The 24652-nt window shown below is 46.8% G+C and carries 26 protein-coding genes; 3 read left to right on the plus strand and 23 right to left on the minus strand.

Translation table 11 applies throughout. The features are described from left to right. The first annotated feature begins 41 nt into the window (after positions 1-41). The 3 genes from VM802_RS31670 to VM802_RS31680 all read left to right on the plus strand — a co-directional run bounded on the left by VM802_RS31670 (position 42) and on the right by VM802_RS31680 (position 1907). On the plus strand, positions 42-662 hold the full coding sequence (locus tag VM802_RS31670; protein ID WP_325538475.1) for a rhomboid family intramembrane serine protease: 621 nt from the start codon (positions 42-44) through the stop codon (positions 660-662). A gap of 52 nt (positions 663-714) precedes the next feature. Then, the gene (locus tag VM802_RS31675) at positions 715-1452 is read left to right on the plus strand and encodes a hypothetical protein (protein ID WP_325538477.1); all 738 of its coding nucleotides are present in this window, start codon (positions 715-717) and stop codon (positions 1450-1452) included. Positions 1453-1526: 74 nt separating this feature from the next. Then, positions 1527-1907: a hypothetical protein gene (locus VM802_RS31680; RefSeq protein WP_325538479.1), complete on the plus strand. Its 381-nt coding sequence runs from the start codon at positions 1527-1529 to the stop codon at positions 1905-1907. Between the two features lie 5 nt (positions 1908-1912). Here VM802_RS31680 and VM802_RS31685 read toward each other — a convergent pair whose 3' ends face one another. The 23 genes from VM802_RS31685 to VM802_RS31795 form a co-directional block, all read right to left on the minus strand. Continuing rightward, positions 1913-2983: a dipeptidase gene (locus VM802_RS31685; protein WP_325538481.1), complete on the minus strand. Its 1071-nt coding sequence runs from the start codon at positions 2981-2983 to the stop codon at positions 1913-1915. A 13-nt stretch (positions 2984-2996) separates the two neighbouring features. Next, complete coding sequence (locus VM802_RS31690) at positions 2997-4097, minus strand: D-TA family PLP-dependent enzyme (RefSeq protein WP_325538483.1); 1101 nt, start codon at positions 4095-4097, stop codon at positions 2997-2999. A gap of 33 nt (positions 4098-4130) precedes the next feature. Then, positions 4131-4592 (minus strand): RidA family protein, encoded by a 462-nt coding sequence (locus tag VM802_RS31695; RefSeq protein WP_325538485.1) that lies wholly within the window; start codon positions 4590-4592, stop codon positions 4131-4133. A gap of 18 nt (positions 4593-4610) precedes the next feature. Next, positions 4611-5924 (minus strand): gluconate:H+ symporter, encoded by a 1314-nt coding sequence (locus VM802_RS31700; RefSeq protein WP_325538487.1) that lies wholly within the window; start codon positions 5922-5924, stop codon positions 4611-4613. A 145-nt stretch (positions 5925-6069) separates the two neighbouring features. Further along, positions 6070-7350: an ABC transporter permease gene (locus VM802_RS31705; RefSeq protein WP_325538489.1), complete on the minus strand. Its 1281-nt coding sequence runs from the start codon at positions 7348-7350 to the stop codon at positions 6070-6072. Between the two features lie 164 nt (positions 7351-7514). Beyond that, positions 7515-8888, minus strand: a complete 1374-nt coding sequence (locus VM802_RS31710) for an NADH-quinone oxidoreductase subunit N (protein WP_325538491.1) — start codon at positions 8886-8888, stop codon at positions 7515-7517. Positions 8889-8986: 98 nt separating this feature from the next. Continuing rightward, the gene (locus tag VM802_RS31715) at positions 8987-10402 is read right to left on the minus strand and encodes a complex I subunit 4 family protein (protein ID WP_325538493.1); all 1416 of its coding nucleotides are present in this window, start codon (positions 10400-10402) and stop codon (positions 8987-8989) included. A gap of 33 nt (positions 10403-10435) precedes the next feature. Further along, positions 10436-12334 (minus strand): NADH-quinone oxidoreductase subunit L, encoded by a 1899-nt coding sequence (nuoL, locus tag VM802_RS31720; protein ID WP_325538495.1) that lies wholly within the window; start codon positions 12332-12334, stop codon positions 10436-10438. A gap of 56 nt (positions 12335-12390) precedes the next feature. Next, positions 12391-12708 (minus strand): NADH-quinone oxidoreductase subunit NuoK, encoded by a 318-nt coding sequence (gene nuoK, locus VM802_RS31725; RefSeq protein WP_073077731.1) that lies wholly within the window; start codon positions 12706-12708, stop codon positions 12391-12393. 50 nt (positions 12709-12758) lie between these two features. Continuing rightward, positions 12759-13229, minus strand: a complete 471-nt coding sequence (locus VM802_RS31730) for an NADH-quinone oxidoreductase subunit J family protein (protein ID WP_325538500.1) — start codon at positions 13227-13229, stop codon at positions 12759-12761. 78 nt (positions 13230-13307) lie between these two features. Continuing rightward, complete coding sequence (nuoI, locus tag VM802_RS31735; protein WP_325538502.1) at positions 13308-13814, minus strand: NADH-quinone oxidoreductase subunit NuoI; 507 nt, start codon at positions 13812-13814, stop codon at positions 13308-13310. 58 nt (positions 13815-13872) lie between these two features. Further along, entirely contained in the window at positions 13873-14916 is a 1044-nt protein-coding gene (gene nuoH, locus VM802_RS31740) for an NADH-quinone oxidoreductase subunit NuoH (protein WP_325538505.1), read from the minus strand. A gap of 26 nt (positions 14917-14942) precedes the next feature. Next, positions 14943-16034: an NADH-quinone oxidoreductase subunit G gene (locus VM802_RS31745; RefSeq protein WP_325538507.1), complete on the minus strand. Its 1092-nt coding sequence runs from the start codon at positions 16032-16034 to the stop codon at positions 14943-14945. Positions 16035-16096: 62 nt separating this feature from the next. Beyond that, entirely contained in the window at positions 16097-16474 is a 378-nt protein-coding gene (locus VM802_RS31750; protein ID WP_325538508.1) for a GxxExxY protein, read from the minus strand. 79 nt (positions 16475-16553) lie between these two features. Next, positions 16554-17918: an NADH-quinone oxidoreductase subunit NuoF gene (gene nuoF / locus VM802_RS31755; protein ID WP_325538510.1), complete on the minus strand. Its 1365-nt coding sequence runs from the start codon at positions 17916-17918 to the stop codon at positions 16554-16556. A 67-nt stretch (positions 17919-17985) separates the two neighbouring features. Beyond that, positions 17986-18174 carry a hypothetical protein gene (locus VM802_RS31760; protein ID WP_325538512.1) on the minus strand — a complete coding sequence of 63 codons (189 nt, stop codon included), beginning with the start codon at positions 18172-18174 and terminating at the stop codon, positions 17986-17988. A 23-nt stretch (positions 18175-18197) separates the two neighbouring features. Further along, a complete protein-coding gene (locus VM802_RS31765; protein WP_325538514.1) occupies positions 18198-18695 on the minus strand; it encodes an NADH-quinone oxidoreductase subunit NuoE family protein in 498 nt (165 codons plus the stop codon). A 45-nt stretch (positions 18696-18740) separates the two neighbouring features. Further along, positions 18741-19961 carry an NADH-quinone oxidoreductase subunit D gene (locus tag VM802_RS31770; RefSeq protein ID WP_325538516.1) on the minus strand — a complete coding sequence of 407 codons (1221 nt, stop codon included), beginning with the start codon at positions 19959-19961 and terminating at the stop codon, positions 18741-18743. An 11-nt stretch (positions 19962-19972) separates the two neighbouring features. Beyond that, entirely contained in the window at positions 19973-20488 is a 516-nt protein-coding gene (locus VM802_RS31775) for an NADH-quinone oxidoreductase subunit C (protein ID WP_325538518.1), read from the minus strand. 45 nt (positions 20489-20533) lie between these two features. Then, on the minus strand, positions 20534-21097 hold the full coding sequence (locus tag VM802_RS31780; RefSeq protein WP_325538520.1) for an NADH-quinone oxidoreductase subunit B: 564 nt from the start codon (positions 21095-21097) through the stop codon (positions 20534-20536). A 25-nt stretch (positions 21098-21122) separates the two neighbouring features. Beyond that, positions 21123-21518 (minus strand): NADH-quinone oxidoreductase subunit A, encoded by a 396-nt coding sequence (locus VM802_RS31785; protein WP_325538522.1) that lies wholly within the window; start codon positions 21516-21518, stop codon positions 21123-21125. A 218-nt stretch (positions 21519-21736) separates the two neighbouring features. Then, a complete protein-coding gene (locus tag VM802_RS31790) occupies positions 21737-23494 on the minus strand; it encodes a tetratricopeptide repeat protein (protein WP_325538524.1) in 1758 nt (585 codons plus the stop codon). A 38-nt stretch (positions 23495-23532) separates the two neighbouring features. Next, positions 23533-24423 (minus strand): PstS family phosphate ABC transporter substrate-binding protein, encoded by an 891-nt coding sequence (locus tag VM802_RS31795; RefSeq protein WP_325538526.1) that lies wholly within the window; start codon positions 24421-24423, stop codon positions 23533-23535. Between the last annotated feature and the right edge of the window lie 229 nt (positions 24424-24652).

Consider the following 24652-nt stretch of genomic DNA (forward strand, 5'->3'; position numbering starts at 1 on the left):
ACATTCCCCCTTATTCAGGAATAATACGTACCTTTTAATGAATGGATATTATTGCACGGCTTCGGAGAATGCCTTTTACCCTGCTGCTGATTACATTGAATGTGATTATATTTTTTCTCCTCTTACTAACGGGAATGGATATATGGCAGGATGACGGAGAACTGTTGGTTCAATGCGGAGCCAACTACTGGCCGCTTACCATGCATGGACAGTACTGGCGCTTGTTTGCCAGCATGTTTCTGCATGCCGGGTTATGGCATCTGCTGACCAATATGGCAGGGCTGTTTATTGCCGGCATGTTCCTGGAACCGGTACTGCGCATAATCAGGCTCGCAATTGCCTACACATTCACGGGGCTTATCGCCAATTATGCGAGTATTTACGTTCATAAGGGCGTTGTCGGCGTAGGTGCTTCAGGGGCCATATTCGGGCTGTATGGCGTGTTCCTTGCGCTGCTGACCACTACACTCTTCCGTCCTGCCGCCAGGAAAGCTTTCCTGGTGTATATCGGGTTGTTCACAGTGCTTAGTTTCGCTGTTGCATTTTTTTCTGTGGGCATTGACAACGTAGCACATCTTGCAGGTTACATCAGTGGGCTGTTCTTTGGCTACCTACTTTACTTCACCCTCTCTAAAGCAGATGGGGAAAGGCTTCCCGGATAATCATCCACAGCAATTTATATTATATACCTTTGCTTCCCTAAAATCTCTTACTATGTTAAGGCCATTATTCCTGTTAGCCGTCACGGCAGCTGTCGTCTCAGCCTGCAATCAATCCCAGCCTGATACCAACACCACCGCCAACGATTCCATTACCGCAGTACCAGCCCCCAAAGCAGCTCCTGCAGCCACTCCAATGGATACTGTACAAATAGGCAATGTTACCTTCTTTGCTTATTATATTGATAAAGCAGAATTTGACAAATACGCCAAACCAGATCCGGATACCAGCGAAAGTAACCTCCTGGCGCATGACAAGGATATTATCCGCGAAGGCAACAGTCTTCACATTAAACTGGCCAATGGTTTACAGCTGACACGCACGAACGTAGATTCCGACGGCGATGATTACGTCCGTTACTCTTATGATCGTAACTATGCGGACATTCACCGTAAAGGGCTGTTCCTCTCTTTATATGAAGCCCAAGGGTATGAACTGATCAATCAACAGAACGGTGATACACTGATCACCTGGTCAGCACCGGTTGTTTCACCAGACAGGAAATACCTCCTTTGCGCCAACCTCGACATGGTGGCAGGATTCGATCCCAATGGCTTTCAGTTATTCAAACTGGAAAATGATGTGATCAAACCAGTGGGAGAAGCATTGATAGAAGACTGGGGACCGGGTAAAACATTCTGGATCGATAATAATACCATTCTTGCAGAATACAGATCCTATGACAAAACGGATCATGAGATCAACCGCCATGTGAAACTGGTGATGCAGTAATGGCGGATTATTTACGGCTATTTAGTATATTTAATATAGCTAGATAGCCGTAAACCAAAATCGTCCACGCCACTATGAAAAAGCTGCTTACCCTCCTGCTTATCTCAGCTGCCAGCAGTACACTACTTGCCGTCAGCCCCTTTCAGACCCCGGCCATGAATGTGGAAGGCACCGCCAGTTCTATCGTCAGCAAGCTGGATAAAACATTGTTGCTGACAGATAAACAAAAGCCAAAGTTGCTTTCCATCATCTCCGGTTACCTGCATCAGCGGGTTAACATACAATCACTGCAACACAGCAATGAAACTGCTTACCGCACTAAGCTGAACAGCATGCAAAACGGGCTGCACACAAGACTCAAGCCACTACTGACGCTGACACAATACACAGAATTTCTTGGCCAGAAACCGAAGCTACCGGATGAGACAAATGTATTAACACAGTTGTACTATTAATGCGGTTATTTCCATGCGTTGCGCAGGAATCGCAGCCAGTTGCCATGCATTACATTGGTAATGTCTTCATCACTGTATCCGCGTTTTTTTAATCTTTCAGGAATAGACTGCAGATCGGCGATTGTTTCAAGATCATAAGGGCTTTGTTCTTTACCAAAGGCGCCGTCGAGGTCTGAACCAATGCCGATGTGCAGGGCATTTCCGGCAATCTGGCAGATATGATCCAGGTGATCGATCATTACATCGAGGGAGCAATTCATTGCTTTCGGATCTGACACGCCTCTCTCCCATCCGGGTACCATCATCCATGCGTCGAGCGCGCCGCCGATAACGGCACCGCGAGATACCAGCAGCTTTATTTGTTCGTCGCTGAACTGGCGGTTATGATTCACCAGGGCGCGGCAGTTGTTATGACTGGCCCATATATGTCCCTGAAAAAGATCCATAGCTTCCCAGAAGCTATCATCGCAAAGATGAGTGGCGTCCATAATGATGTTCAGGCGTTGCATTTCCTTCAGCAACTCACGACCGGCTGCTGTAAGACCACCGGTAGCGTCAGTTCCCTGTGCATAACGTCCGGGGCCATAATGGGCAAGGCCCACAGCACGCAATCCGTTTTCGTACGCCCGTTGCAAATAAGAAACATCAACGATTGAGTCTGCGCCTTCGAGGCTGAGGATGTAACCAATAGGTTTATGATCATCAGGATTCCTGTCATTCCATCTGGTAAGATGGTTTTCGAGAGATGTCAGGTCTGTAATTGGTACGAGCTCACCGGCTTGCTCCATTGCTTTGTACCAGGCCAATTGTCCTTGTGTCTGCGCCCAGGCCTGTTCCGGTGAAAACCATCCGGGCAGCGGGTTATCGGGCGCCACAAACCGGGCGATCTGTGTGCCTACAACAAGCCCGATATTACCTTTGCGCAATTCGGGAAACGATACGACACCTTTTTCCCGGTCGGGTTTGTCAGACATTCCTTTCTCCCTTTCCCTGATTTCGTTTATGGGTAACCGTAGGTTACGGTTCCATTCCATGGCGTTCATGCTCAGATCCAGGTGTGCATCTATTGCAAACATAATACGGGCTTTTTCAGATAATAATTTGCCTGTCGCGGGCAACGATGCGCCAGTTGGCATAGCAGGCATTGTTGGCTGCCACGTATGCCTTTTCATACAGGGCAACGGTGGGGCATATATGTAATGGCATGCCGTAAAACACGGCGCCAATCGGATATGCAGCGGTATCGGGTACCGTTACCACGAGATGTTCTTCACTTTGCGACACAGGCTGTGCTTCCGGTACATTGAGGAAATGCACACGTGGTTGTGGATTTTCGGCAGCAATGGATTTATGTCCAAGATCGAGGCATAAGCGCTCTTTATCGATGACAGAGATAACCCTGGTGACTACCAGCGCCGCCACATGGAAAGGCTGCTCCGGTAATATCCTGGAGTAACCCCAATCCCAGAATACGAAAGTGCCCGGGCTGCACTGGATATTTTTCCTGGCGGCATGTATCGGAAAGGTGGGCGATCCGCCTGCAATGATAGCGGGTTCCGGAAGGCCAACTTTTACAATATCATCGCACAGTTGTTCTGCCGGTGCGTAGGCAGCGTCGCAAATTTCCTTTCGTATAGTCATATCTGTTTCATGGATGTGACCATCATAGGCATGCAGGCCCACAGGCAGCAAACCAGGCAACTCATGCAACTGCTTGTAAAGCGCAAGCGCATGTGTTCCTGGTTTGATACCGGTACGGTTCATACCTACGTTCAGATCGAGATAGACGCGCAATGAATGTTGACCATGAAAAACATTACTGATGGCTGTTGCCGCATCCAGGTTATCCGTAAGACAGGAAAAGGTAGTGGCAGGATATTTCTGTACCAGTTCCAACAGGCGCACTATCTTAGGGCCTACCGGCTGATAGGCCAGCAACACATCTTCTGCACCAGCTATTCCCAGCATTTCTGCTTCGGCTATGGTTGCACATTTAAACCGGCGAATGTCTGCATCTAACATCAGCCTCACTACTTCGGCCATTTTACAGGTCTTTACATGTGGGCGTAACCGTTGTACATCGTCTATCATCGTCTTCAGCAGACCGATATTCTCCTCTATCCTGTTCTTATACACGACAATAGCCGGAGAGTCTATCTGGCCCTCGTTTGTAAGCTGATACCATTCCATTTTAAAAATGTGTTCGTCAGTGATAAAACGATGTTATGCCAGTTCGAAGAGTGCTTCAATCTCCACAGGAATATTATCCGGCAAAGATCCCATACCGACGGCACTGCGTACGCCTATTCCATTTTCCTCTCCCCACACTTTTGCAAACAGTTCGCTACAACCATTGATGATGTATGGATGACGCTCAAAGTCAGGTGTACAGTTCACCATTCCCAACACTTTGATTACTCTTTTGATTTTATCCAGGCTACCCAGATTGGTTACCAATGTGGAAAGAATGGCCAGTCCTACCTGTTGTGCAGCCAGCTTCCCGGCTTCCATATCCATATCCTGGCCAATGCGACCAATGATCAGGCTTTTATCATCCTTTACTGTTCCGTGGCCTGATACATACACATGCTTACCATCTATCAGCAGTGGTTTATACACTCCCAGCGGAGCGGGAGCCGGTGGCAGGTTCAGCCCCAGCGCTTTGAATCTTTCTGTTGGTGTCATTTCGTTTATTCGTTTACGTTATATAATCATACTGAGGATCAAAGTGCCGACGAGACCGGTTACAGAAACGATGGTCTCCATTACCGACCAGGTTTTGATCGTGTCTTTCACAGACAAGTTAAAGTATTCCTTGAACATCCAGAAGCCTGCATCATTCACATGTGAAAACATCAGGCTGCCTGCGCCGGTGGCGAGTACCATCAGGTTGGGGTTCACGCCGGAAGCTACAATCACCGGCGCGACGATGGAGGCTGTTGTCAGCCCTGCTACAGTAGCAGAACCGATGCACACGCGAATAATAGCGGCAATTCCCCAGGCCAGCAGCAATGGATGCAGGTGCATATTTTTCAGTGTCATGGCTATATAGTCATTCACCTTGCTATCATGCAGTAACTGGGTCAGTGCGCCAGAACCGCCTATAACCAATATGATTACGGAAACATCTCGCACGGCGTCATCCATGATACCCATCACTTTTTTCACGGGTAGCTTTCTTCTCAATCCCAGCAGATACATTCCATTCAGCACAGCCAGTAACATCACTATCAGCGGATCTCCCAGCCAGGATGCAAGATGATATACGAATTCATCTTCCTTCACCCATAACTTAATCATTGCAGTAACCGCCAGTAATAACACCGGCAATAACGCAGCAAACAAACTGGCCACCATTCCAGGTAGCTGCTCTTCCGGTAAGGGGGGCGCCACAAACATCTGCGACGGCGAGGTTTTATAATGTTTCAGAAAACGCGAAAACACAGGACCGGCCAGCACAATAGCTGGTACCGCCAGTATAATACCGTACAATAATGTAAGTCCTATATTAGCATGGAACTGCTGTACCAATGCTGTAGGAGAAGGATGCGGCGGCAGATAACCATGTGTAACGGACAAAGATGCCAGCATGGGAATGCCCAGATAAACGGCCGGCAGTTTTGTTTGTGCTGCTACTGTGAAAATCAGCGGCACCATCAGCACGAAGCCAATATTGTAAAACAAGGGAATACCCACTACGAAGCCGGTAATCATGAGCGACCATTGTATATAACGCGGTCCAAGCAATTTCATTAGTCCGCCTGCAATACGTTGTCCGGCGCCACTTTCAGCTACCAGCTTCCCCAGCATACTGCCACACACAATCACGACAATCAGTGAGCCAAGTGTTTTACCGATACCGGTTTGTATGGACTGCGTGATGTCTGCAATCTTCATATGCAGCGCAAGTCCCATCAGTAGTGATACAATCAGAAAAGAAAGGAAAGTATTCAAACGGCACCAGGTAACAAGCAACACTAACAAAATGATAGCAGCTACTACGATCAATAAGGGCATAGCATGGAAAGTTTTTCAGACTACGTGGTTTCGATATACCGTATTCTGGTTGATAAACAGAAGCGAATTACCTGTATAAGATAGAAATCTTTTACCGGAAACGAAATAGCCAGCGAGAAAATATCTGAAAAAACTGCAAATGCGCTTACTCGTAGCGCAGTGCTATAATAGGATCGAGCTTGGATGCCTTGAAAGCGGGATATATACCGGAAATAAGCCCTACAGCAGCACAGAGACTGACACCAATCAATATCCAGAGCCAGGGCACTATAAACGTGGTCTTTAAGAGTAGGGATACGATGTTACCCAGCAACATACCCATGAATACGCCTATCACTCCGCCCATTACGCTGATGATGATGGCTTCATACAGGAACTGTTTGCGGATCACTTCACCGATGGCGCCCAATGCTTTGGTAACGCCTATTTCGCGGGTACGTTCCGCTACTGCAACAAGCATGATATTCATTAACCCGATGGCTGAGCCAAAAAGCGTAATAAATGCAATAACGATGGCAAAAAGATTCACCTTGCTCAGACTCGAGAAGAGCATCTCTGCGATACTGTCGCTCTTGTTGAGAACAAAGTTGTCTCTTTCATCAACAGTCAGTCCGCGGATAACGCGGAAGGTACCGGTCGCTTCACCCTGCGCAGCATCCATTTGTTTAATATCTTTTACGGCAATGCTTATCTGGTAAGTGGCATTGGGCCTGTTGAAAATCCTCCTGGTATTATTGACAGAAGTGATTACCACATTGTCGGCACTCATAAGATTACTGCTGCCTTTTGATGTCATTACACCAATTACGCGGTAGCGAATATCACCCACGCGGATACTACTGTTCACTACATTCTTCAGGTTCTTGCCAAACAACTTCAGGGCAACATCATGGCCCAGTACGGCCACGTTACGGCCAGACTGTACATCCAGTGCATTGAGGTTGCGGCCATCGGAAATTTCGTAGTTGGATATTTCCAGGTAGTTTTCATCTCCGCCAATTACCTGCACATTGGGATTGGTTTTTTTATCGTCTTTATACACGGTAGCAATGCCACTAGCTCTGAAAGAGATGCCTACTGTAGCTGGAAACTTGTAGTTCTCTTTGAAGCGGACAGCCTCCTGGTAGAGAATAGGCTTATTGCTATTTGATTTTTTTACTTTCTTCTTGACATTCTTATTGCCTTTGGTGGCGTTTTCATTGCCGTCGTCAAAGCGGATCTGCATATCACGGCTGCGGATGGAGAAACTGTTGGCGCCCATCATAGCAAAGCTGGAATAAATGCTGTTCTTCATGCTGTCGATGGCAGTGAGAATACCCACCAGCACGGTGATACCTACGGCGATAATAGAAACAGTAAGACCGGTGCGAAGCTTATTGCCACTCACAGAACGGTATGCCAGAGAAAAAATATCCAGAAAACGCATATATAAGGGTTACTCCTAAAGTTAGGATAATATCATTGGTTCGCACAGTCAATTTTTTATGAACGGCAGATAAGGGCATAAAAAAGTTAGCCTTCAGGCATCAGCTTTAAATAATAATATTTAAATGCTGACAGCTGAAGGCTAACCCAATTATTGAAGTTATTTTACAACCAGCAGAGCAGGATATTTGGGAACAACCCCAGCACCAGTACCAGCACTACAGCCAGTATCAATGCAATTTTGAATCCGCCGGAAACATTTTCCACTTCAGGTTCGCCCTGTTTAAAATACATCGCCATGATCACGCGGAAGTAGTAGTATACGCTGATAGCAGCGCCCAGTACGGCAACGATCACCAACCAGAGCAGGTGGCCATGCTGAATGGCGGCAGCCAGTACGAAGTACTTCGCGAAGAAGCCAGCTGTTACCGGGATACCTGCCAGGGAGAAAAGGAATACCGCAACAGCAAAAGCCAACAGCGGTTGTTTACGGGCAAGCCCGTTGAAACCTTCGAAAGTATAATCTTTTAGTTTAAGCAGTACTGCGAAAACACCGATGGTAGCGATACTGTAAGCAGCGGCATACAGGATGATACCTTGCGTAGCCATACCATTCAGTGCTATCACGGCAAACAGCATGAAGCCTGCCTGCGCAATACTGGAATATGCCAGCATACGTTTTACACTCTGCTGGAACACAGCACTGAAGTTACCAAGCAGTAGTGTTGCAGCAGTGATGATGGAGAGGATCAGCGTCCAGTGGTGGCTGATAGCGCCTCCTGCAAAGCTCACATGGAACATGCGCATGAAAGCGATAAAACCACCAGCCTTCACTACAGTAGCCATAAAGGAGGTGAATACAGTAGGTGAGCCATCGTATACATCAGGTGTCCAGAAGTGGAAGGGCACTGCAGACACTTTAAATGCCAGTGCAAAAGCCATCAGGATGATACCGCATAACGCTAACGGATGTACGCTGTCTGAGCCGAGGCCCAGCTCTACGATATTGAAAGTACCGGCAGCACCGTAGATCAGGGCAATGCCCATCAGGAGGATGCCGGTAGAAAAAGATCCCATCAGGAAATATTTCAGGGAAGCCTCATTGCCTTTCAGGCTTTTCCTATCGCTGCCTGCGAGTACGTACTGCGGTATAGACATAATCTCTATGGCAAGGAACAGCATCAACAGGTTGCTGAAAGTGGAAGCCAGTGATATACCGGCGAGGATGAAGAATATCAGCGCAAAATAATCGGCGACATGGTCTCCTACTTTTTCAAATTCGCTGCCGGATAAGAGGAAATACAGCAAGGTAGCGCCCAGTGCTACAGCGTTGAATACCACGCTGAAACGGGACACTTCTATCATGCCAAACATTGTATAGCTGCCCAACTCCACGGAGGGGTACTGCACCAGGTTAGCAATAAATGCTACAATGATGGCCGCTATCGCGAAAAATTTAATATGCTGCTTATTGCGTACAAATAAACCGACAAACATCAGAACAACGCCCGATAAAGCAGTAGAAATTAGTGCATTCATATTGTTGCGTTACAAAACCTTATTAATTTTTTTATTTTAATATTTTCTTATTTGATTATTTAAATAGAAAAATAACCACCTAATCAAATAACAAAATACTAAAACGCCTTACCTACCAGATCCAGCATTGGCTGCGGATATACGCCAAGCACCAGGATAATGATCACTACGATGCTCAGTGCTACGGCTTCGCCGGGCTGAATGTCGGTAGTGGTATCTGTCAGTGCATTGCCTTCTCCAAAAATCACTTTCTGGATCATATTGAGCGTATAAACAGCAGACAGGATAATACCCAATCCTGCGAATGCCATAAACCAATGATTGTATTGGAACAAGCCGCTGAACATCAGGAATTCACCGATGAAGCCGTTAGTAAGCGGCAGACCGATGTTGGCGAGGCTGATGATAACCAGGAAGATGGCCATGCGCGGCGCTTTGCGGGCGATACCACCCAGCTGGTCCATGTTCTTCACACCAAGGCGGTTCTGGATGATCTCTACGATTATCCACAATCCGATAATGTTGATACCGTGGTTGAACATCTGTATCATTACACCCTGGGTGCTTTGTTCGTTATGCGCAAAAATAGCTGCACACATCAGACCGATGTGGGCGATGGAAGAATAGGCGATCAGCCTTTTCAGATCGCTCTGCACCATTGCGATGCAGGAAGCATAGATAATACCGATCACAGACAGCAGGATAGCTACATCAGACCAGATAGCTACGCCCTGCGGCAGCACAGGCATCAGCCAGCGGAGCACACCGAACAGCCCCATCTTCACCATTACACCAGAAAGGATCATGGTTACAGGAGTGGGCGACTGCTCGTAAGTGTCAGGCTGCCATGTATGGAAAGGAAATACCGGCATCTTGATGGCAAATGCCACGAAGAACAGCCAGAACAACCATTTCTGGTCTTCCAGACTCAGTGACAAGCTAGTGAAGGATGTCCAGCTGAAAGAATGGTCCGGTGTCTGGAAATACAGGTAGATAATACCTACCAGCATCAGCAGTGAGCCGAGGAAAGTATAAATGAAGAACTTAAAAGTAACGGCTATACGTTTTTCACCACCCCATACGGAGCAGAGGAAGTAAACCGGTATCAGCGCCAGTTCCCAGAAGATATAGAACTGCAGGGCATCATAGGCAGTGAATACACCGGTCAGGCCCGCCTGCGAAAGAAGCAGCAAACCGTAAAAACTGTTTGGTCTTTCGAAGGTGCGGTTACTGATAGTCAGAAAAACCAGGAGAGAAGCTATTGCTGTAAGTAAACAGAGCATGCTGCCCATTCCATCCAATCCAACCCTGAACTGACTTCCCAGCTGAGGTATCCAGTTGGCAACCACCGTGAGGTTACCGGGAGCAGTATGCACCTGGCATGCCGCTCCTATTGCTACTGCCACCGTTACCAGGGATGCTACCATTCCCAGCACCTTAGGCCCGGACCCTTTCAGGCCAAATGCAATAAGGCCCGCAACGAAAGGAATCAATATTAATAAAACTGTCAACATAATTTATCTGCGCTTATAACTTCCGCTATTGGTTTATAATAAGAATCCGATCACAAATAAAACGATCATACCGATCACCATTGCAAAGATGTAGAACCCTACCTGTCCGTTCTGTACCAGGCGGACCTGCTGGCTACCCCACTGCACACCGCGGCCGACACCGTTCACCAGTTTGTCGATACCGGCTTTCTCTATCGTATCGCGGAGGAAGCGAGACAGCTCCTGCAACGGTTTTACGATCACGGCATCATACAATTCGTCGATATACCATTTGTTTTCGAGTACTTTAGCAAGACCCGTATTTTCTTTACCGGTATCTTCATAAGCGGCAAATTTCTGACGCGCCAGCAAAATGAATACGATCACGAGTACACTGCTGATACCCATCAGCATCCATTCTGTCCCATGAGAGAGATGATGCTCTGCGGCAAAAGGTGCAGACGGAGCAAATACAGGCGCCAGGTATTCGGCCAGCATGTTCTTGGCACCGAATACTTCCGGCAGGCCAACATAACCGCCGAATACAGACAGTACCGCCAGAATGATCAGCGGAAGCGTCATAGCAGCAGGGCTTTCATGAAGGTGGTGTTCCTGCTCATGCGTACCACGGAACTTACCGGAGAAAGTGATGTAGTACAGGCGGAACATATAGAAAGCTGTCATTAACGCGCCTGCGAGGCCCAGTACATATAGTACAGGATTGTTGGCATACGCCTGCGCCAGAATCTCATCTTTGGAGAAGAAGCCGGAGAACCCCGGTATACCTGCAATAGCGAGGCAACCCACGAGGAAGGTCCAGCTGGTGGTAGGCATGTATTTTTTCAGACCGCCCATTTTGCGGATGTCCTGTTCGCCTCCCATTGCGTGGATCACAGAGCCGGAACCGAGGAACAACAAAGCTTTGAAGAAAGCGTGTGTCATTACGTGGAACACAGCAGCTGAGTAAGCACCCACGCCCAGCGCCAGGAACATATAACCCAACTGGCTCACTGTTGAATAAGCCAGCACTTTTTTAATATCATTCTGTTTCAGTGCGATGGAAGCAGCAAAAAGTGCAGTAGCCAATCCTACAACAGCTATCACCATCTGAATGCATGGGGCCAGCGTATAGATCACGTTGCTGCGTGCGATCATATAGATACCTGCAGTAACCATTGTAGCCGCGTGGATCAGGGCAGACACCGGAGTAGGACCTGCCATCGCATCAGGCAGCCAGGTGTACAGGGGTATCTGTGCAGATTTACCCATAGCGCCTACAAACAGCAGCATAGCGATTGCTGCCAGGATGCCGTTATTCATGCCAAGGCCTGCAGCCTTTGAAAATACTTCGGGGAAGGTAACAGTACCAAACTGCATAATCATGAAGAAGATGCCGAGCAGGAAACCCAGGTCACCGATACGGTTCATGACAAATGCTTTCTTAGCAGCATTGTTATAGTTGGTGTTTTTAAACCAGAAGCCAATGAGCAGGTAAGAGCAGAGCCCTACGCCTTCCCATCCGATGAACATCATCACATAGTTGGCGCCCAGTACCAGTATAAGCATAGAGAATACGAAGAGATTGAGGTATGCGAAATACCTGGCAAAGCTCTCATCGCTTTCATCATGCATGTAAGAAGTAGAGTAGATATGAATCAGTGTACCAACACCGGTTATTACGAGGAGAAATAAAGCACTGAGCTGGTCTACCTGGAATGCGAAAGGAATATGCAGACTGCCAACGGAGATAAAATTAAACAGATGAACTACCTGCGCCTGAAAGCCGGGAGCTTTCACCTGCAGGAATATCAATAAGCTTACCACGAAGGAAGCCAGCACTGTACCGCTTCCGATAAATCCCACCAGGGACTTCGATAAAAATCTGCGTCCCAATCCATTAATCAGAAAACCCAATAATGGTAAAAATGGCACCAGCCAAACTAGATTAATCATTTATCAATTCTATTTACGATGTCGAAACAATTAATAATCTACAGGGAAATGAATTATTAATTTTTCAGCCTGTTAAGAATGTTAATATCCACAGAATGCGTGTTTCTGTAGACCATTGTAATAATTGCCAGGCCCACTGCTACTTCCGCAGCTGCCACCACCATTATAAAGAATACAAACAATTGTGCGGATCCTGCATCTACTTTCCCGGCATCCGCCCACATCTTGGAAAATGCTACCAGCAACAGGTTTACGGCATTCAGCATCAGCTCTATGCACATAAAGATGATGATAGCGTTACGACGCATCAATACACCCATAACGCCAATACAGAATAAGGCGATACTCAGGAATATGTAATATTGTACAGGCATAAAATATGTTGAGATTTTGTGATTATGTGAATTTCCATCGGGGTTCCTGCTCAGTCTTTCTTACCGATCACCACTGCACCAACCATGGCGCTCAGGAACAGGATACTGCTCACTTCAAAAGGTACCACATACTGTCTGAACAGTGTCTGTCCGAGGTTTTTGATCAATCCTATTTCAGTGGCTCCGGTACTGAGTGCAGGCATGCTCGCATCGCGCAGGGCGGCTACCAATACTACGAGCAGTGCACCGCCGCTGATAGCGCCGGCATATTTCAGCCAGTTACGCTTCTGGGGCTCCACGTCTGAATTGAGGTTCATCAGCATCATCACATAAAGGAACAATACCATGATGGCGCCCGCATATACAATGATATGCACTACAGCGAGAAACTGGGCGTTCAGCATTATGTAATGTCCAGCTATGGTAAAGAAGGTCACGATCAGGCACAATACACTCGTCACCGGGTTCTTGCTCAGCACCACTCCCAGCGCTGAAGCCAGGGCTATGACCGAAAGTACCATGAAGATTATTTGTTGTATACTCATTCCCATCTCTGCTATGTTTGACTTTTGTTTTAAGCTTATACGTGCTGTGAATAATTATTTACCCTGCTCCTTCGGAAAAGGAATCAGCAAATCGTCTTTCCCATAGATGAACCCTTTACGCTGATAATTGGAAGGAGGAAAGGTTTCAGACATATACACAGCATCCTTCGGACAAGCTTCTTCACAAAATCCGCAGAAGATACAACGCAGCATATTGATTTCATATTTAGCTGCATATTTCTCTTCCCGGTACAGGTTCTCTTCTCCGGGTTTTCTTTCAGCCGCTTCCATGGTGATCGCTTCAGCAGGGCATGCAACTGCACACAACCCGCAGGCAGTGCATCTTTCACGTCCTTCTTCGTCGCGGTTGAGTACATGCAGTCCGCGGAATACCGGGCTGAATTCACGTTTTTTCTCGGGGAAGCTTACTGTTGCCTTACGCTGGAACAAGTGTTTGAGCGTAATTCCCATTCCCTTTGCAATAGCAGGAACGTATAACCTTTCCATGAAGGTCATTGGTTTGCGGTCTACAGCTTTTGCCCTGTTTGTTAATGCTTGCATAGTAAATGCTTTATTTAAAGCACACGTCTGAGGTGTGTATTTAAGTTTAGATGAATAATTAATGTTGACGCATCAATACCACTGCTCCGGTAACCAGCATATTCAGTAATGCCAGCGGGATCAATACTCTCCATCCCAGGCGCATCAACTGGTCGTAACGGAATCTTGGCACAGTCCAGCGCACCCACATAAAGAAGAATATAAACAACAATATTTTAATGAACAGCGCCAGGAAACCCAGCAGTGTCAATATGTTCGGGCTTAGTCCCAGGCTATCCATGAAAGGGAAGGCATAACCTCCGAAGTACATGGTGGCCATCAGCGCAGAGCTGATAAACATGTTGATATATTCAGCGAAAAGGAAAAATCCGAGTTTCATGGAAGAATATTCCAGGTGATAACCACCATTCAGTTCGTTCTCTGCTTCAGGAAGATCGAACGGCGCACGGTTCGTTTCAGCGAAGGCGCATACCAGGAAGATGAAGAAACCAAGCGGCTGGTATACTACGTTCCACAGGCCATGACGTTGTTGTTCCACAATATCCTTCAGACTGAGTGAGCCGGTAAGCATGAGCAACGCGATCAGCGCCAGGCCCATAGGAAGCTCATAGGAAATGATCTGTGAAGCGGCGCGCACGGAAGCCAGCAGGGAGTATTTGTTGTTGGAAGCCCAGCCTCCGATCATAATGCCGTACACACCCATACTTATCACACCGAATATGAAAAGGATACCGATGTTCACATCAGCGACCTGCAGGGAAATGCTGCGGCCTGCGATGGTGAGCGTATCCCCCCAGGGAATAACGGCACTGGTCATGCAGGCAACTGTCATAGCAATGGAAGGACCGAGAATGAACAGGAACCTGCTTGAATTGGTAGGAATGATCTCTTCCTTGAAGAAGAGCTTACCACCATCAGCCAGTGGCTGTAGCAATCCTATAGGACCCGCACGGTTAGGACCAAGACGGTCCTGTATCCATGCTGCCACCTTTCTTTCACCCCATGTGGAATACATCGCCACCACCAGTGACAGTACCAGCACTGCCGATATCAGCAGTACCTTTTCAATAATAAACAACCAGTCTATGCTTAATAACGTCATCTCCAATTACGATTACGGATTACGAATTACGATTTTTGTGTTTTGAAATCATCGGAATGCGCGGGGCCATCGATCTTTGACAGATCTATTCCCGGGCGGTTCACTTCACTTGTAGAGTGGATGTCGAACAGCAGTTTTGGTTGTCTGCCATCCAGTACATCTACCAGCGGATCTTTCGGTTTCACAGTATTTACGTAGTGTCCCTGAGAAATAACGCTCTGACGGTCTATTTTACGAGGTCCTTCGATGGTCCAGTCTTTTACATCTTTCTTATCGAAGCGACAGGTATCGCAGATAAATTCTTCCACTTCACCGTATTTGTCTTTACGGGCGGTTACGCGGAACACTTCATCGCCGCGCATCCACAGTACGGTTTTACCACAGCATTTGTCACAGTTGCGGTGTGCATCTACTGGTTTCAGGAACCATACGCGGTTTTTGAAGCGGAAAGTTTTATCGGTGAGGGCGCCTACCGGGCATACGTCAATGACGTTGCCGATAAAGTCGTTGTCCAGGGATTTTTCGATGTAGGTGCTGATTTCAGCAGCATCGCCGCGGCCGAGGATACCGTGTTCGCGTTTGCCGGTAATCTGATCGGCTGTAAAAACGCAGCGGTAGCACAGGATACAACGTGTCATGTGCAGTTTGATCTTATCGCCTATATCGATCTTTTCAAATGTTCTTCGTTTGAATTCGTAGCGGGTAGCGTCTGCACCATGCTCATACCCCAGATTCTGGAGATCACATTCGCCGGCCTGATCGCACACGGGACAATCCAGCGGGTGATTGAGCAGCAGGAATTCCACCACACCTTTGCGGGCGTCCTGTACTTCAGGGGAAGTGATGTTAGCTACTTCCATGCCGTCCATTACCGTGGTGCGACAGCTGGCAACCAGCTTAGGCATAGGACGCGGATCCGCTTCGGAGCCTTTAGTTACTTTAACCAGGCAGGTACGGCATTTACCGCCGCTGCCCTGCAACTTGGAGTAGTAGCACATTGCGGGCGGCACAATATCTCCTCCTATCTTCCGGGCCGCGTTGAGTATAGTAGTACCAGGTTCAACCTCCACGGAGACGTTATCGATCGTAACCTTAAATAATTTCTTTTCCTCCGCCATCTTAGTATTGTTTTTTGCTCGCAAAGTCCGCAAAGGGAGCAAAGAAGCAAAGTTTATAATTTTTATAACTTATTAACTACTCTATGGATTCCATTTTTTATTAAAGAGACATTAAAATTTATCAGTAATCCCAATCTCAAATCTGTTAGCTTCAGATAAGTAAGTACTTGTTTGTAATACAAATCCTTTAACTCCTCTACTGACTTAATCTCAATAATCACTTTATTCTCAATAATCAAATCTGCCCTGAATGCTTTGTCAAGTATTAATTTATCATGAATCAATTTAACGCCTTCCTGTCTACTCACCTTCAATTTTCTCTTTTCAATTTCATAAGTAAGCAGTTCTTCATAAACAGATTCAAATAGTCCAGGGCCGTATTGCTTATGAATATTATAGCACACGTCTACGATCTCCTTTGAGATTTCATTTTCTGTCATGGATGAAATATTTTGGGTTAAACAAATCAGAAAAAAAATCTTTGCTTCTCTGCGCTACTTACGCGTCTTTGCGAGCAAACTATACAGCCGCAGGAGTAACTACGGGAATAGGATCTGCATAATGTGCCAGTCCGAAGTTACGTGTTACTGCTTCATCCGGGTTTTTCACATGCCATTCGAACTCGTCGCGGAAGTGTCGGATAGCGGCTGCTACCGGCCATGCAGCGGCGTCGCCGAGCGGGCAGATGGTATTACCTTCTATTTTGCGTTGTATATCCCATAACAGGTCTATATCGCTCATTTTACCTTTACCGTACTCGATGTTGTGCAGTACTTTCTTCATCCATCCGGTACCTTCACGGCAAGGGCTGCACTGTCCGCAGCTTTCGTGGTGATAGAAGCGGGCGAACGTGAGTGTGTTGCGCACAATACATTGGTCTTCATCCATCACAATAAATCCGCCGGAACCTAACATAGAACCGGTGGCAAAGCCGCCGTCATTCAGGCTTTCGTAGGTCATCATGCGGGTTTCGCCTTTTGCAGTTTTCAGCAGCAGGTTGGCAGGCAATACCGGAACGGAAGATCCTCCAGGGATGCAGGCTTTCAAGCGTTTACCGCCTTTGATGCCGCCGCAGTATTCATCGGAGTAAATAAATTCTTCTACGGAGATGTTCATTTCGATCTCGTATACACCGGGTTTGTTGATATTGCCGCAGGCGGAGATCAGTTTGGTACCGGTGGATTTGCCGGTGCCGTATTTGATATATTCATCACCACCGATGTTGATGATGGGCACAACAGCAGCGAGTGTTTCCACGTTGTTCACCACGGTGGGACACTGCCATAAGCCTTTCACAGCAGGGAACGGAGGCTTGATGCGGGGATTGCCGCGTTTACCTTCGAGCGATTCTATCAGGGCTGTTTCTTCACCGCAGATATAAGCGCCGGCGCCACGTTGTACAAATATTTCGAGATCGAATCCTGTGCCGAGAATGTTCTTACCCAGCCAGCCTTTGTTTTTGGCTTCAGCAATGGCCTGTTCAAGAATGTCCGGAATCCAGGCGTATTCGCCGCGGATGTAGATATAGGCACGGTTGGCGCCCAATGCAAAGCTGGAGATAAGGAGGCCTTCCACCAGCAGGTGGGGGATGAACTCCATCAGGTATCGGTCTTTGAATGTACCGGGTTCTGATTCATCCGCATTGCAAACAAGGTAGCGGGGCACACCTTCAGGTTTTGCGATGAAACTCCATTTCAGACCGGTCGGGAAACCTGCACCACCACGGCCTCTCAGGCCGCTTTTCTTCACTTCTTCCAGTACAGCCTCTGGCCCCATGCTTTTCAGCGCTTTCTCCGCTGCAGCATATCCGCCATTGCTCTGGTAGGTATCATAGTACCGGATACCTTCTATATGTGCTTTGTCTAACAGTAATTTGCGTCCCATTTTCTTCCTTATGGTTTAATGGTGATTGTTTAACCAGGCACCATCAACAGATTTTATGATATATCTTTTAAGCCTTGCGGATCCCATGTTGTGAGATGCGTTCACCGATCCTGTAAAACAGGAGACCTGAACCCAGTCCACAGACGAAGGAAATGAACATATTGTCAATCCTCCAGAGAGCGGTCAGTGTTCCTATCAGCAGCAGCGCCTCTACGATGAATAACCTGTGGCGCAGGTATAATTCCCAAATCCGCATGACGATATTGTTTTTCTGAAGCATCAGTTTGCGTTTGCCCTGCATTCTGCGATGATTTCATCTACTTTCGCCGGGGTGAGGTGCTCACGGTAGTGCTTACCCAGTTGCATCATGGGAGCGTATCCGCAGGCGCCCAGGCATTCTACCGTTTTAAGGGTGAACATGCCGTCTGGTGTAGTTTCACCTACACCTATACCCAGTTTATTTTTAATATAGTCAATGATCTGATCGGAGCCGCTTACCATGCAGGGACCGGTCTGGCACACTTCAAACAGGTATCTGCCCACTGGTTTCAGGTTGAACATACTGTAGAAAGTGGCTACTTCATATACCTCAATGGGTTGCAGGTCCAGCAGGGAAGCAACATAGTCCATTGTTTCTGCGCTCAGCCAGCCTCCGAATGTTTCCTGCGCCAGGTGCAGCACTGGTATCAGGGCACTTTTCTGCTTCCCTTCCGGGTAGCGGGCTATAATTTCTTTTACTTTATTCAGTTTCTCCTCAGAAAATTGAACCACAGCCATTGTTTTAATCAGCTTTAGTCTTCAAAAATTAAATAGTCAGGACTCCTACGCATCCAGTTCACCTGCAATCAGGTTCAGGCTACTCATACACACGATGGCATCACTTAGCATAGCTCCTTTTACCAGTTCCGGAAAGGCCTGGTAGTATATAAAACATGGGCGGCGGAAATGCAACCTGTAAGGGCTGCGGCCTCCGTCGCTGATCAGATAGAAGCCCAGTTCACCATTGGCGCCTTCCACTGCGTTATATACTTCACCGGGAAGGATCTCTGATTCACCCATCACTATTTTAAAGTGATAGATCAGCGCTTCCATTTTCGTATATACGTCCTGTTTAGCAGGCAGGTAATAGGCAGGAACATCTGCATGATAAATATCATCCGGTAATCCCTTCAGTTTTTCTATTGCCTGACGGATGATGCTGATACTTTCCCACATCTCTGCATTACGCACCAGGTAACGATCGTAGCAATCGCCGGTGGTACCCACAGGGATGGTGAAATCAAAATCCTGGTAAGAACAGTATGGATTAGATACGCGCACATCGTAGTCAATACCGGCAGCACGGAGGTTAGGGCCAGTGAAGCCATAGCTCATGGCTCTTTCCGCGGTGATACCGCCTACACCCTGGGTACGTTCCATGAAGATACGGTTACGGGTGAGCAGCGTTTCAAATTCTTTCAGTGCCAGCGGGTATTCGGCAAGGAAGCGGTCTATCTTTGCAAATACTGCCGGTGTGAAGTTGCGCTCAAATCCGCCGATACGGCCGATATTGGTGGTCAGGCGGGAGCCGCATATTTCTTCGTAAATTTCGTATATCAGTTCGCGGTAGGTCATCAGGTACACGAACCCGGTAAGGGCGCCGGTATCCACACCCATGATCGAGCTGCAGATCAGGTGATCTCCGATACGGGCCAGTTCCATGATGATTACGCGCATATAGTCAACACGCTTGGGTGTTTCGACACCGAGGAGTTTTTCTACTGTCAGGTGCCAGCCCATGTTGTTGATGGGTGCAGAGCAGTAGTTCAGGCGGTCTGTAAGTGGTGTGACCTGATAGTAGGGACGGCGTTCAGCGATCTTCTCAAATGCACGGTGGATGTACCCTACGGTAGATACAGCGCTTACAATCCTTTCACCATCAATTTCCAGGATATTCTGGAATACGCCGTGTGTAGCGGGGTGTGTAGGCCCCAGGTTGAGCGTGGTGGTGTTTTTTTCGATGGAGCCTTCCGGCAGTTTTATATGTTGTTTCTGATCTAACATAACCTGATGTATTAAAAGTGTCCTCCCCTGCCAAACATCTCATCGTCTTTATCTGTACGCATGGGATCTTCCAGCGGGAACTCCTTGCGCATGGGGAAATAGGTCATTTCTTCCACGTTCAGGATACGTATCAGGTTAGGATGTCCAACAAAATCGATCCCGAAGAAATCATATGTTTCACGTTCCATCCAGTTGGCGGATTCAAACAGTTTGGTGGCTGTGAATACTTTGGGCGCCGCAACGGGTGTGTATACCTTGAGGCGGAGCCTGATATTGTCCTGGAAGTTGTGCAGGTGATATACTACTGCCAGTTCTTCATCTTTCCTTTCAGGATAATGCACGCCCGTGATGTCTGTCAGAAAACGAAAACGCAATTCCTCATCATCAAACAGGAATTGCATTATTTTCAGGTTGTCATCTTTCTGTGCAGTAAGGGTAAGCAGTCCGAACGGCTCTTCAAAGCCGGTGATCACATCTCCAAACTTCTCCGTCAGGCGTTGCTGTATGCGTTCGTTTGTTAAAGACATTAACAATTTGAAATTTACGAGTTACGAGTTACCATTCACACTCCACTATTTGATACCGTAGGATTCCATCAGTTCCTTGTACTTGTCGGAATTACGGCGGCGCAAGCTTTCATTGCTTACCAGATCCTGAATTCTCATGAATCCATCGATGATACCTTCTGGTCTGGGGGGGCATCCTGGTACATAAACGTCTACGGGTATCACCTGGTCAATTCCCTGCAATACAGAATAGGTATCGAAAATACCACCGCTGCAGGCGCAGGCGCCTACTGCCATTACCCAGCGGGGTTCAGCCATCTGGAGGTAAACCTGACGCACAATAGGGCCCATTTTTTTGGAGATGGTACCCATCACCATGAGCAGATCACACTGACGCGGTGTAAATGCCATACGTTCAGCGCCGAAACGCGCCATATCGTAGGTAGCCGCCATAGTGGCCATGAACTCAATACCGCAGCAGGATGTTGCGAATGGTAAAGGCCAGATGGAGTTTTTACGCGCCAAGCCAATCACCTTATCAAAAGAAGTTGCGTAAAATCCCTCTCCGGAATATCCTTCCGGGATTTCTACCATCTTCACCTTCGTGTTATACTGAACCGGACGAGCCATTTAATTAAGATTTAAAGATTTAAGATTAGTCTTCCCACTTCAGCGCTCCTTTCTTTACAATGTAGATAAATCCACACAGGAAGAAGCCCACAAACATCAATACCGCGGTAAATCCTTCCCATCCCAGGTCTTTAAAGTTAACAGCGTAGGGATAGAAAAATATCACTTCCACATCGAACAACACGAACAGGATCGCAGTCAGGAAATATTTGATGGCTACCGGCTGCCTGGCATTGCCCTGTTGTTCAATTCCACTTTCAAAGTTAATAAGCTTATCGCTGGTTTTACGCTTGGGACCCAAAAAGTGAGTGGCTAGCATGGTTATTCCCACAAAACCTAGAGCAGCAATCAATTGCAGTACTATAGGGAAATAGCTGAAAGGAGTGGATGTTGCTGACAATAATGCAGTTTCTATATACATAAGCTTCCCAATAAAACATTGTCCGAATTCGCAAAAATACTGTAACTAAACCAAATATCAAATCTATTAGGATTTAAAATATTATCTTTTTTTTGCAAACGGAAACTATTAAACCCGCAGGAGTACAGCGGGGCACAAAATAAAAGAGAACAGCCTTTGGCACTCAGCTTTTCAAAAGCGAGGAACCAAAGGCTGTTCTCTTTTATTTTACTTAATTGTTATTTTTTGTTCTGACCTGCAGGTTTAGCAGCAGGTTTGGCAGTAGCCTGTTTTTCACGGGCGGCTGTATTTTCCATTACCTGTTTAACAGTGATGTTGTTAGGATCAATGGCAATCAGTTTATCAGCATATGTTTTCAGATTGGCTTTATCTTCTTTAAAGTAGTAGTAAAGCACTTCATAGGTATATGCATTGATCATCTGAGCTTTGTTCTTGTTAGGATCAGCTTCTGAGATCTCGAGATATTTGTCGAAGTAAGGTTTGGCGGTACCAGCCTGCGCCTGCAGATCTTTCTGGAAATTGCTCTGGCCTCTCCAGTAGTAGCCTGTGTTCAGGTCTGGTTTTGCTTCGATAACTTTCTGGAACGCAGCATCTGCTTTGTTGATCAGTACAGTATCTACTGGTTTTGCACTGGCGCCACCATAGAAGTAGTTGATACCAACGTTAAAGTAGTCAAGTGCCTGCAGCTGCTCTTTGTTAGCCAGTTTCAGCTCATTGGCTTTGGAATACCAATCACCGGCTTTCTCATATTTTCTTGCAGTTTTCAGCTGTTCTGCGATCTGGCTGAAGGTTTCAGGATCTTTGGAAGAAACAGCATTTGCAAATTTCTCTGTATAGCTCAGTGCTTTTTCGGTGTACTGGTTCTGTAAAGCGGTATCAGAAGATCTCAGTTTCAGATAGATGGAACTCAGCAGTCTGAAGTCGTTGGAGTCGAGTTTGTTAGGCCCAACTTTAGCAGCATAATCATCCATTACCTGCTTGGCACTCAGAGAGTCGCCTTTCTGCAGGAAAGCGTCACCGATCAACAGTGTCAGCTTATTCTGATACAGTTCATTAGCGCCAGGCAGTGCAGCTTTACCTTTTGCGATGGCGTTGTCATAGTCTTTCTTGAAGAAAGCGATGCTGGCGCTCAGGTATTCGTTCTTGGTTTTATCTGCAGGATCTGCAACACCCATATATTTCTCCAGGTATTCAGCAGCTTTATCCCAGGACAGCTGATCTTTCTTAGGAGTGATATAGAAGTTGAACAGTTCGTAGAAAGCAGGGGCATATTTAGGATCCATGTTGGTAGCCTTTGTCCAGTCGGTTACTGCTTCTGCTTTCAGTCTTGCGTTGTAGTTAACCAGACCTTCTTTCATTACTGCTTCAGCATTGTTGGCATCCAGTTCCAGTGCTTTCTCGTAAGAGTTGATAGCTTTACCACCGTTTTCACCACCGAGGTAACGGTAAGCGTCACCTAATTCGATGTAGTCAGCGGGAGTAGCTGTATATGCTTCTTTCTTTTTACGGCCTTCGTTGTTCAGGAGTTTTTCCATTACAGTGAGTGCATAACCGCGGTCACCACCTTTGATTTCGGAGTTGGCGTCAGCGATGGCACGGGCAACATCACCATCACGGCCCTGAGTGGCAGCGCTGGCAGCGTCAAATTTTGTTTTAGCTGCACCAGCATCACCCTTGATCAGGTCAATACGTCCCATACCAGCTTGCAGTAATGCTGAAGTAGGAACAGCCTGCAAACCTTTCTGGAAAGTAGCTGTAGCACCGGCTACGTCTTCCATTGCGAGTTGAGCCATACCCATGTAATAGTAAGCCTTGTCATCAGTGGGTTTCGCAGCAATTACTTTTTCAAATGTCTGTTTGGCGGACAGATTTTTACCGTAATACAGGTCTTTTAATCCATCTTCCACAGACTGGGCCATCACGCTACCTGATGCCGTGCACAGCAATGCTACGATTAAACTTTTCCGTCTGTTCATTTGCAATCTGATTTTTTAGTTTTAGTTGTGTTTGTTTATTATTTGAGATTGGCCTCCCGGAATACAACATTCGATCTCGCCGGGAATAGCCGGAACTGCTTGATAACAAGCTGTCCTTCATAACTGCCGAGGAAGGTTGCAAATCCTGTGCCTAAGCCATGGTATGGCTCTTTAAGGCAATAAAAGAGACCTCTTTTCAGTGGGTAAGCGCCTGTTCCGATATAATATTGGTAAGGCCCCACATAATCCGATCCATAATCGGCCCTTAACTTCACTACCGTCACTTTATTGGTAAAGTCTATAGTAAGCGAGTCACTGGGATCAGAGATCCAGCTCACTCCTATCACTCCAATAGCATCTTTGTTTTTGCTTACGTAGTCAATCACCTCCGGGTTGGTTTTTGCGGCCATTGTGCCTGGCGGCAAAGGTTTCCCTTTATTGATTGAATCCTTTATGTACCGTACTGTGCTTGAGTTGGCATTATCAAACACGATCTGCCACTTTCTGTCTTTGTTGGAACCATCCATGATGCCGCGCACCTGGTCCATTTTCAGTACAGAGTCCGGGTTGCTGCGGTTTACCACGAGTGCTACAGCATCCCAGGCCAGTAACAGGCTGTTCGGAACGATTTTAACTTTATCAAAGTAGTCGCGCTCTTCAGCATTGAGATCACGTGTGACGATGACCATGCGGGCGCTATCATTTAAAAGATCTCTAAAGCACTCAACCTCCGGTTTATAAGTGGGGATGATATGTGCCTGTGGATACAGCGACTGAAAAACTTTAATCTCCGAATCTATCAGCGGCTTATAGGTTTCATCCACACTGATGTGAATAGTACCCTCTGTTGCCGTATCCAGTTTTTTCGCATTCGGATTAGCACATGCTGTAAATATAATGGTTAATGCTGCTAAATATACGGCATTCATCTTTTTAAAACCGAAAAACATATACCTTCTTCTTTAGTTCTTGTTAAAAAAAAGCTTTCTGGAGCCGTTATAAACCCTGAATACACCATAAATCAATAGCGCTACTCCTAAAGCGGTCATCCATTGTGGAGATAAACGAAATTCCGTTACCCCCAGTTTCTCCGCAAATATTGCGAAGAGCCCAAAGAGAATAAAGAAGATACCCCGGATTATTTCACCCATTGGACGG

Source organism: Chitinophaga sp., from assembly GCF_035538455.1.
Lineage (GTDB): Bacteria > Bacteroidota > Bacteroidia > Chitinophagales > Chitinophagaceae > Chitinophaga.

Coding starts and splice junctions, on each gene's coding strand:
- VM802_RS31730 (WP_325538500.1), bottom strand. CDS start 13,229: ATGGTACTTTCGGTCATAGCCCTGGCTTCAGCGCTGGGAGTGGTGCTG.
- nuoL (WP_325538495.1), bottom strand. CDS start 12,334: ATGATTAATCTAGTTTGGCTGGTGCCATTTTTACCATTATTGGGTTTT.
- VM802_RS31715 (WP_325538493.1), bottom strand. CDS start 10,402: ATGTTGACAGTTTTATTAATATTGATTCCTTTCGTTGCGGGCCTTATT.
- VM802_RS31695 (WP_325538485.1), bottom strand. CDS start 4,592: ATGACACCAACAGAAAGATTCAAAGCGCTGGGGCTGAACCTGCCACCG.
- VM802_RS31700 (WP_325538487.1), bottom strand. CDS start 5,924: ATGCCCTTATTGATCGTAGTAGCTGCTATCATTTTGTTAGTGTTGCTT.
- VM802_RS31780 (WP_325538520.1), bottom strand. CDS start 21,097: ATGGCTCGTCCGGTTCAGTATAACACGAAGGTGAAGATGGTAGAAATC.
- VM802_RS31750 (WP_325538508.1), bottom strand. CDS start 16,474: ATGACAGAAAATGAAATCTCAAAGGAGATCGTAGACGTGTGCTATAAT.
- VM802_RS31785 (WP_325538522.1), bottom strand. CDS start 21,518: ATGTATATAGAAACTGCATTATTGTCAGCAACATCCACTCCTTTCAGC.
- VM802_RS31685 (WP_325538481.1), bottom strand. CDS start 2,983: ATGTTTGCAATAGATGCACACCTGGATCTGAGCATGAACGCCATGGAA.
- nuoF (WP_325538510.1), bottom strand. CDS start 17,918: ATGGGACGCAAATTACTGTTAGACAAAGCACATATAGAAGGTATCCGG.
- VM802_RS31675 (WP_325538477.1), top strand. CDS start 715: ATGTTAAGGCCATTATTCCTGTTAGCCGTCACGGCAGCTGTCGTCTCA.
- VM802_RS31670 (WP_325538475.1), top strand. CDS start 42: ATGGATATTATTGCACGGCTTCGGAGAATGCCTTTTACCCTGCTGCTG.
- VM802_RS31690 (WP_325538483.1), bottom strand. CDS start 4,097: ATGGAATGGTATCAGCTTACAAACGAGGGCCAGATAGACTCTCCGGCT.
- VM802_RS31680 (WP_325538479.1), top strand. CDS start 1,527: ATGAAAAAGCTGCTTACCCTCCTGCTTATCTCAGCTGCCAGCAGTACA.
- nuoI (WP_325538502.1), bottom strand. CDS start 13,814: ATGCAAGCATTAACAAACAGGGCAAAAGCTGTAGACCGCAAACCAATG.
- nuoH (WP_325538505.1), bottom strand. CDS start 14,916: ATGACGTTATTAAGCATAGACTGGTTGTTTATTATTGAAAAGGTACTG.
- VM802_RS31710 (WP_325538491.1), bottom strand. CDS start 8,888: ATGAATGCACTAATTTCTACTGCTTTATCGGGCGTTGTTCTGATGTTT.
- VM802_RS31775 (WP_325538518.1), bottom strand. CDS start 20,488: ATGTCTTTAACAAACGAACGCATACAGCAACGCCTGACGGAGAAGTTT.
- VM802_RS31745 (WP_325538507.1), bottom strand. CDS start 16,034: ATGGCGGAGGAAAAGAAATTATTTAAGGTTACGATCGATAACGTCTCC.
- VM802_RS31760 (WP_325538512.1), bottom strand. CDS start 18,174: ATGCGGATTTGGGAATTATACCTGCGCCACAGGTTATTCATCGTAGAG.
- VM802_RS31705 (WP_325538489.1), bottom strand. CDS start 7,350: ATGCGTTTTCTGGATATTTTTTCTCTGGCATACCGTTCTGTGAGTGGC.
- VM802_RS31790 (WP_325538524.1), bottom strand. CDS start 23,494: ATGAACAGACGGAAAAGTTTAATCGTAGCATTGCTGTGCACGGCATCA.
- VM802_RS31795 (WP_325538526.1), bottom strand. CDS start 24,423: ATGAATGCCGTATATTTAGCAGCATTAACCATTATATTTACAGCATGT.
- VM802_RS31770 (WP_325538516.1), bottom strand. CDS start 19,961: ATGTTAGATCAGAAACAACATATAAAACTGCCGGAAGGCTCCATCGAA.
- nuoK (WP_073077731.1), bottom strand. CDS start 12,708: ATGCCTGTACAATATTACATATTCCTGAGTATCGCCTTATTCTGTATT.
- VM802_RS31765 (WP_325538514.1), bottom strand. CDS start 18,695: ATGGCTGTGGTTCAATTTTCTGAGGAGAAACTGAATAAAGTAAAAGAA.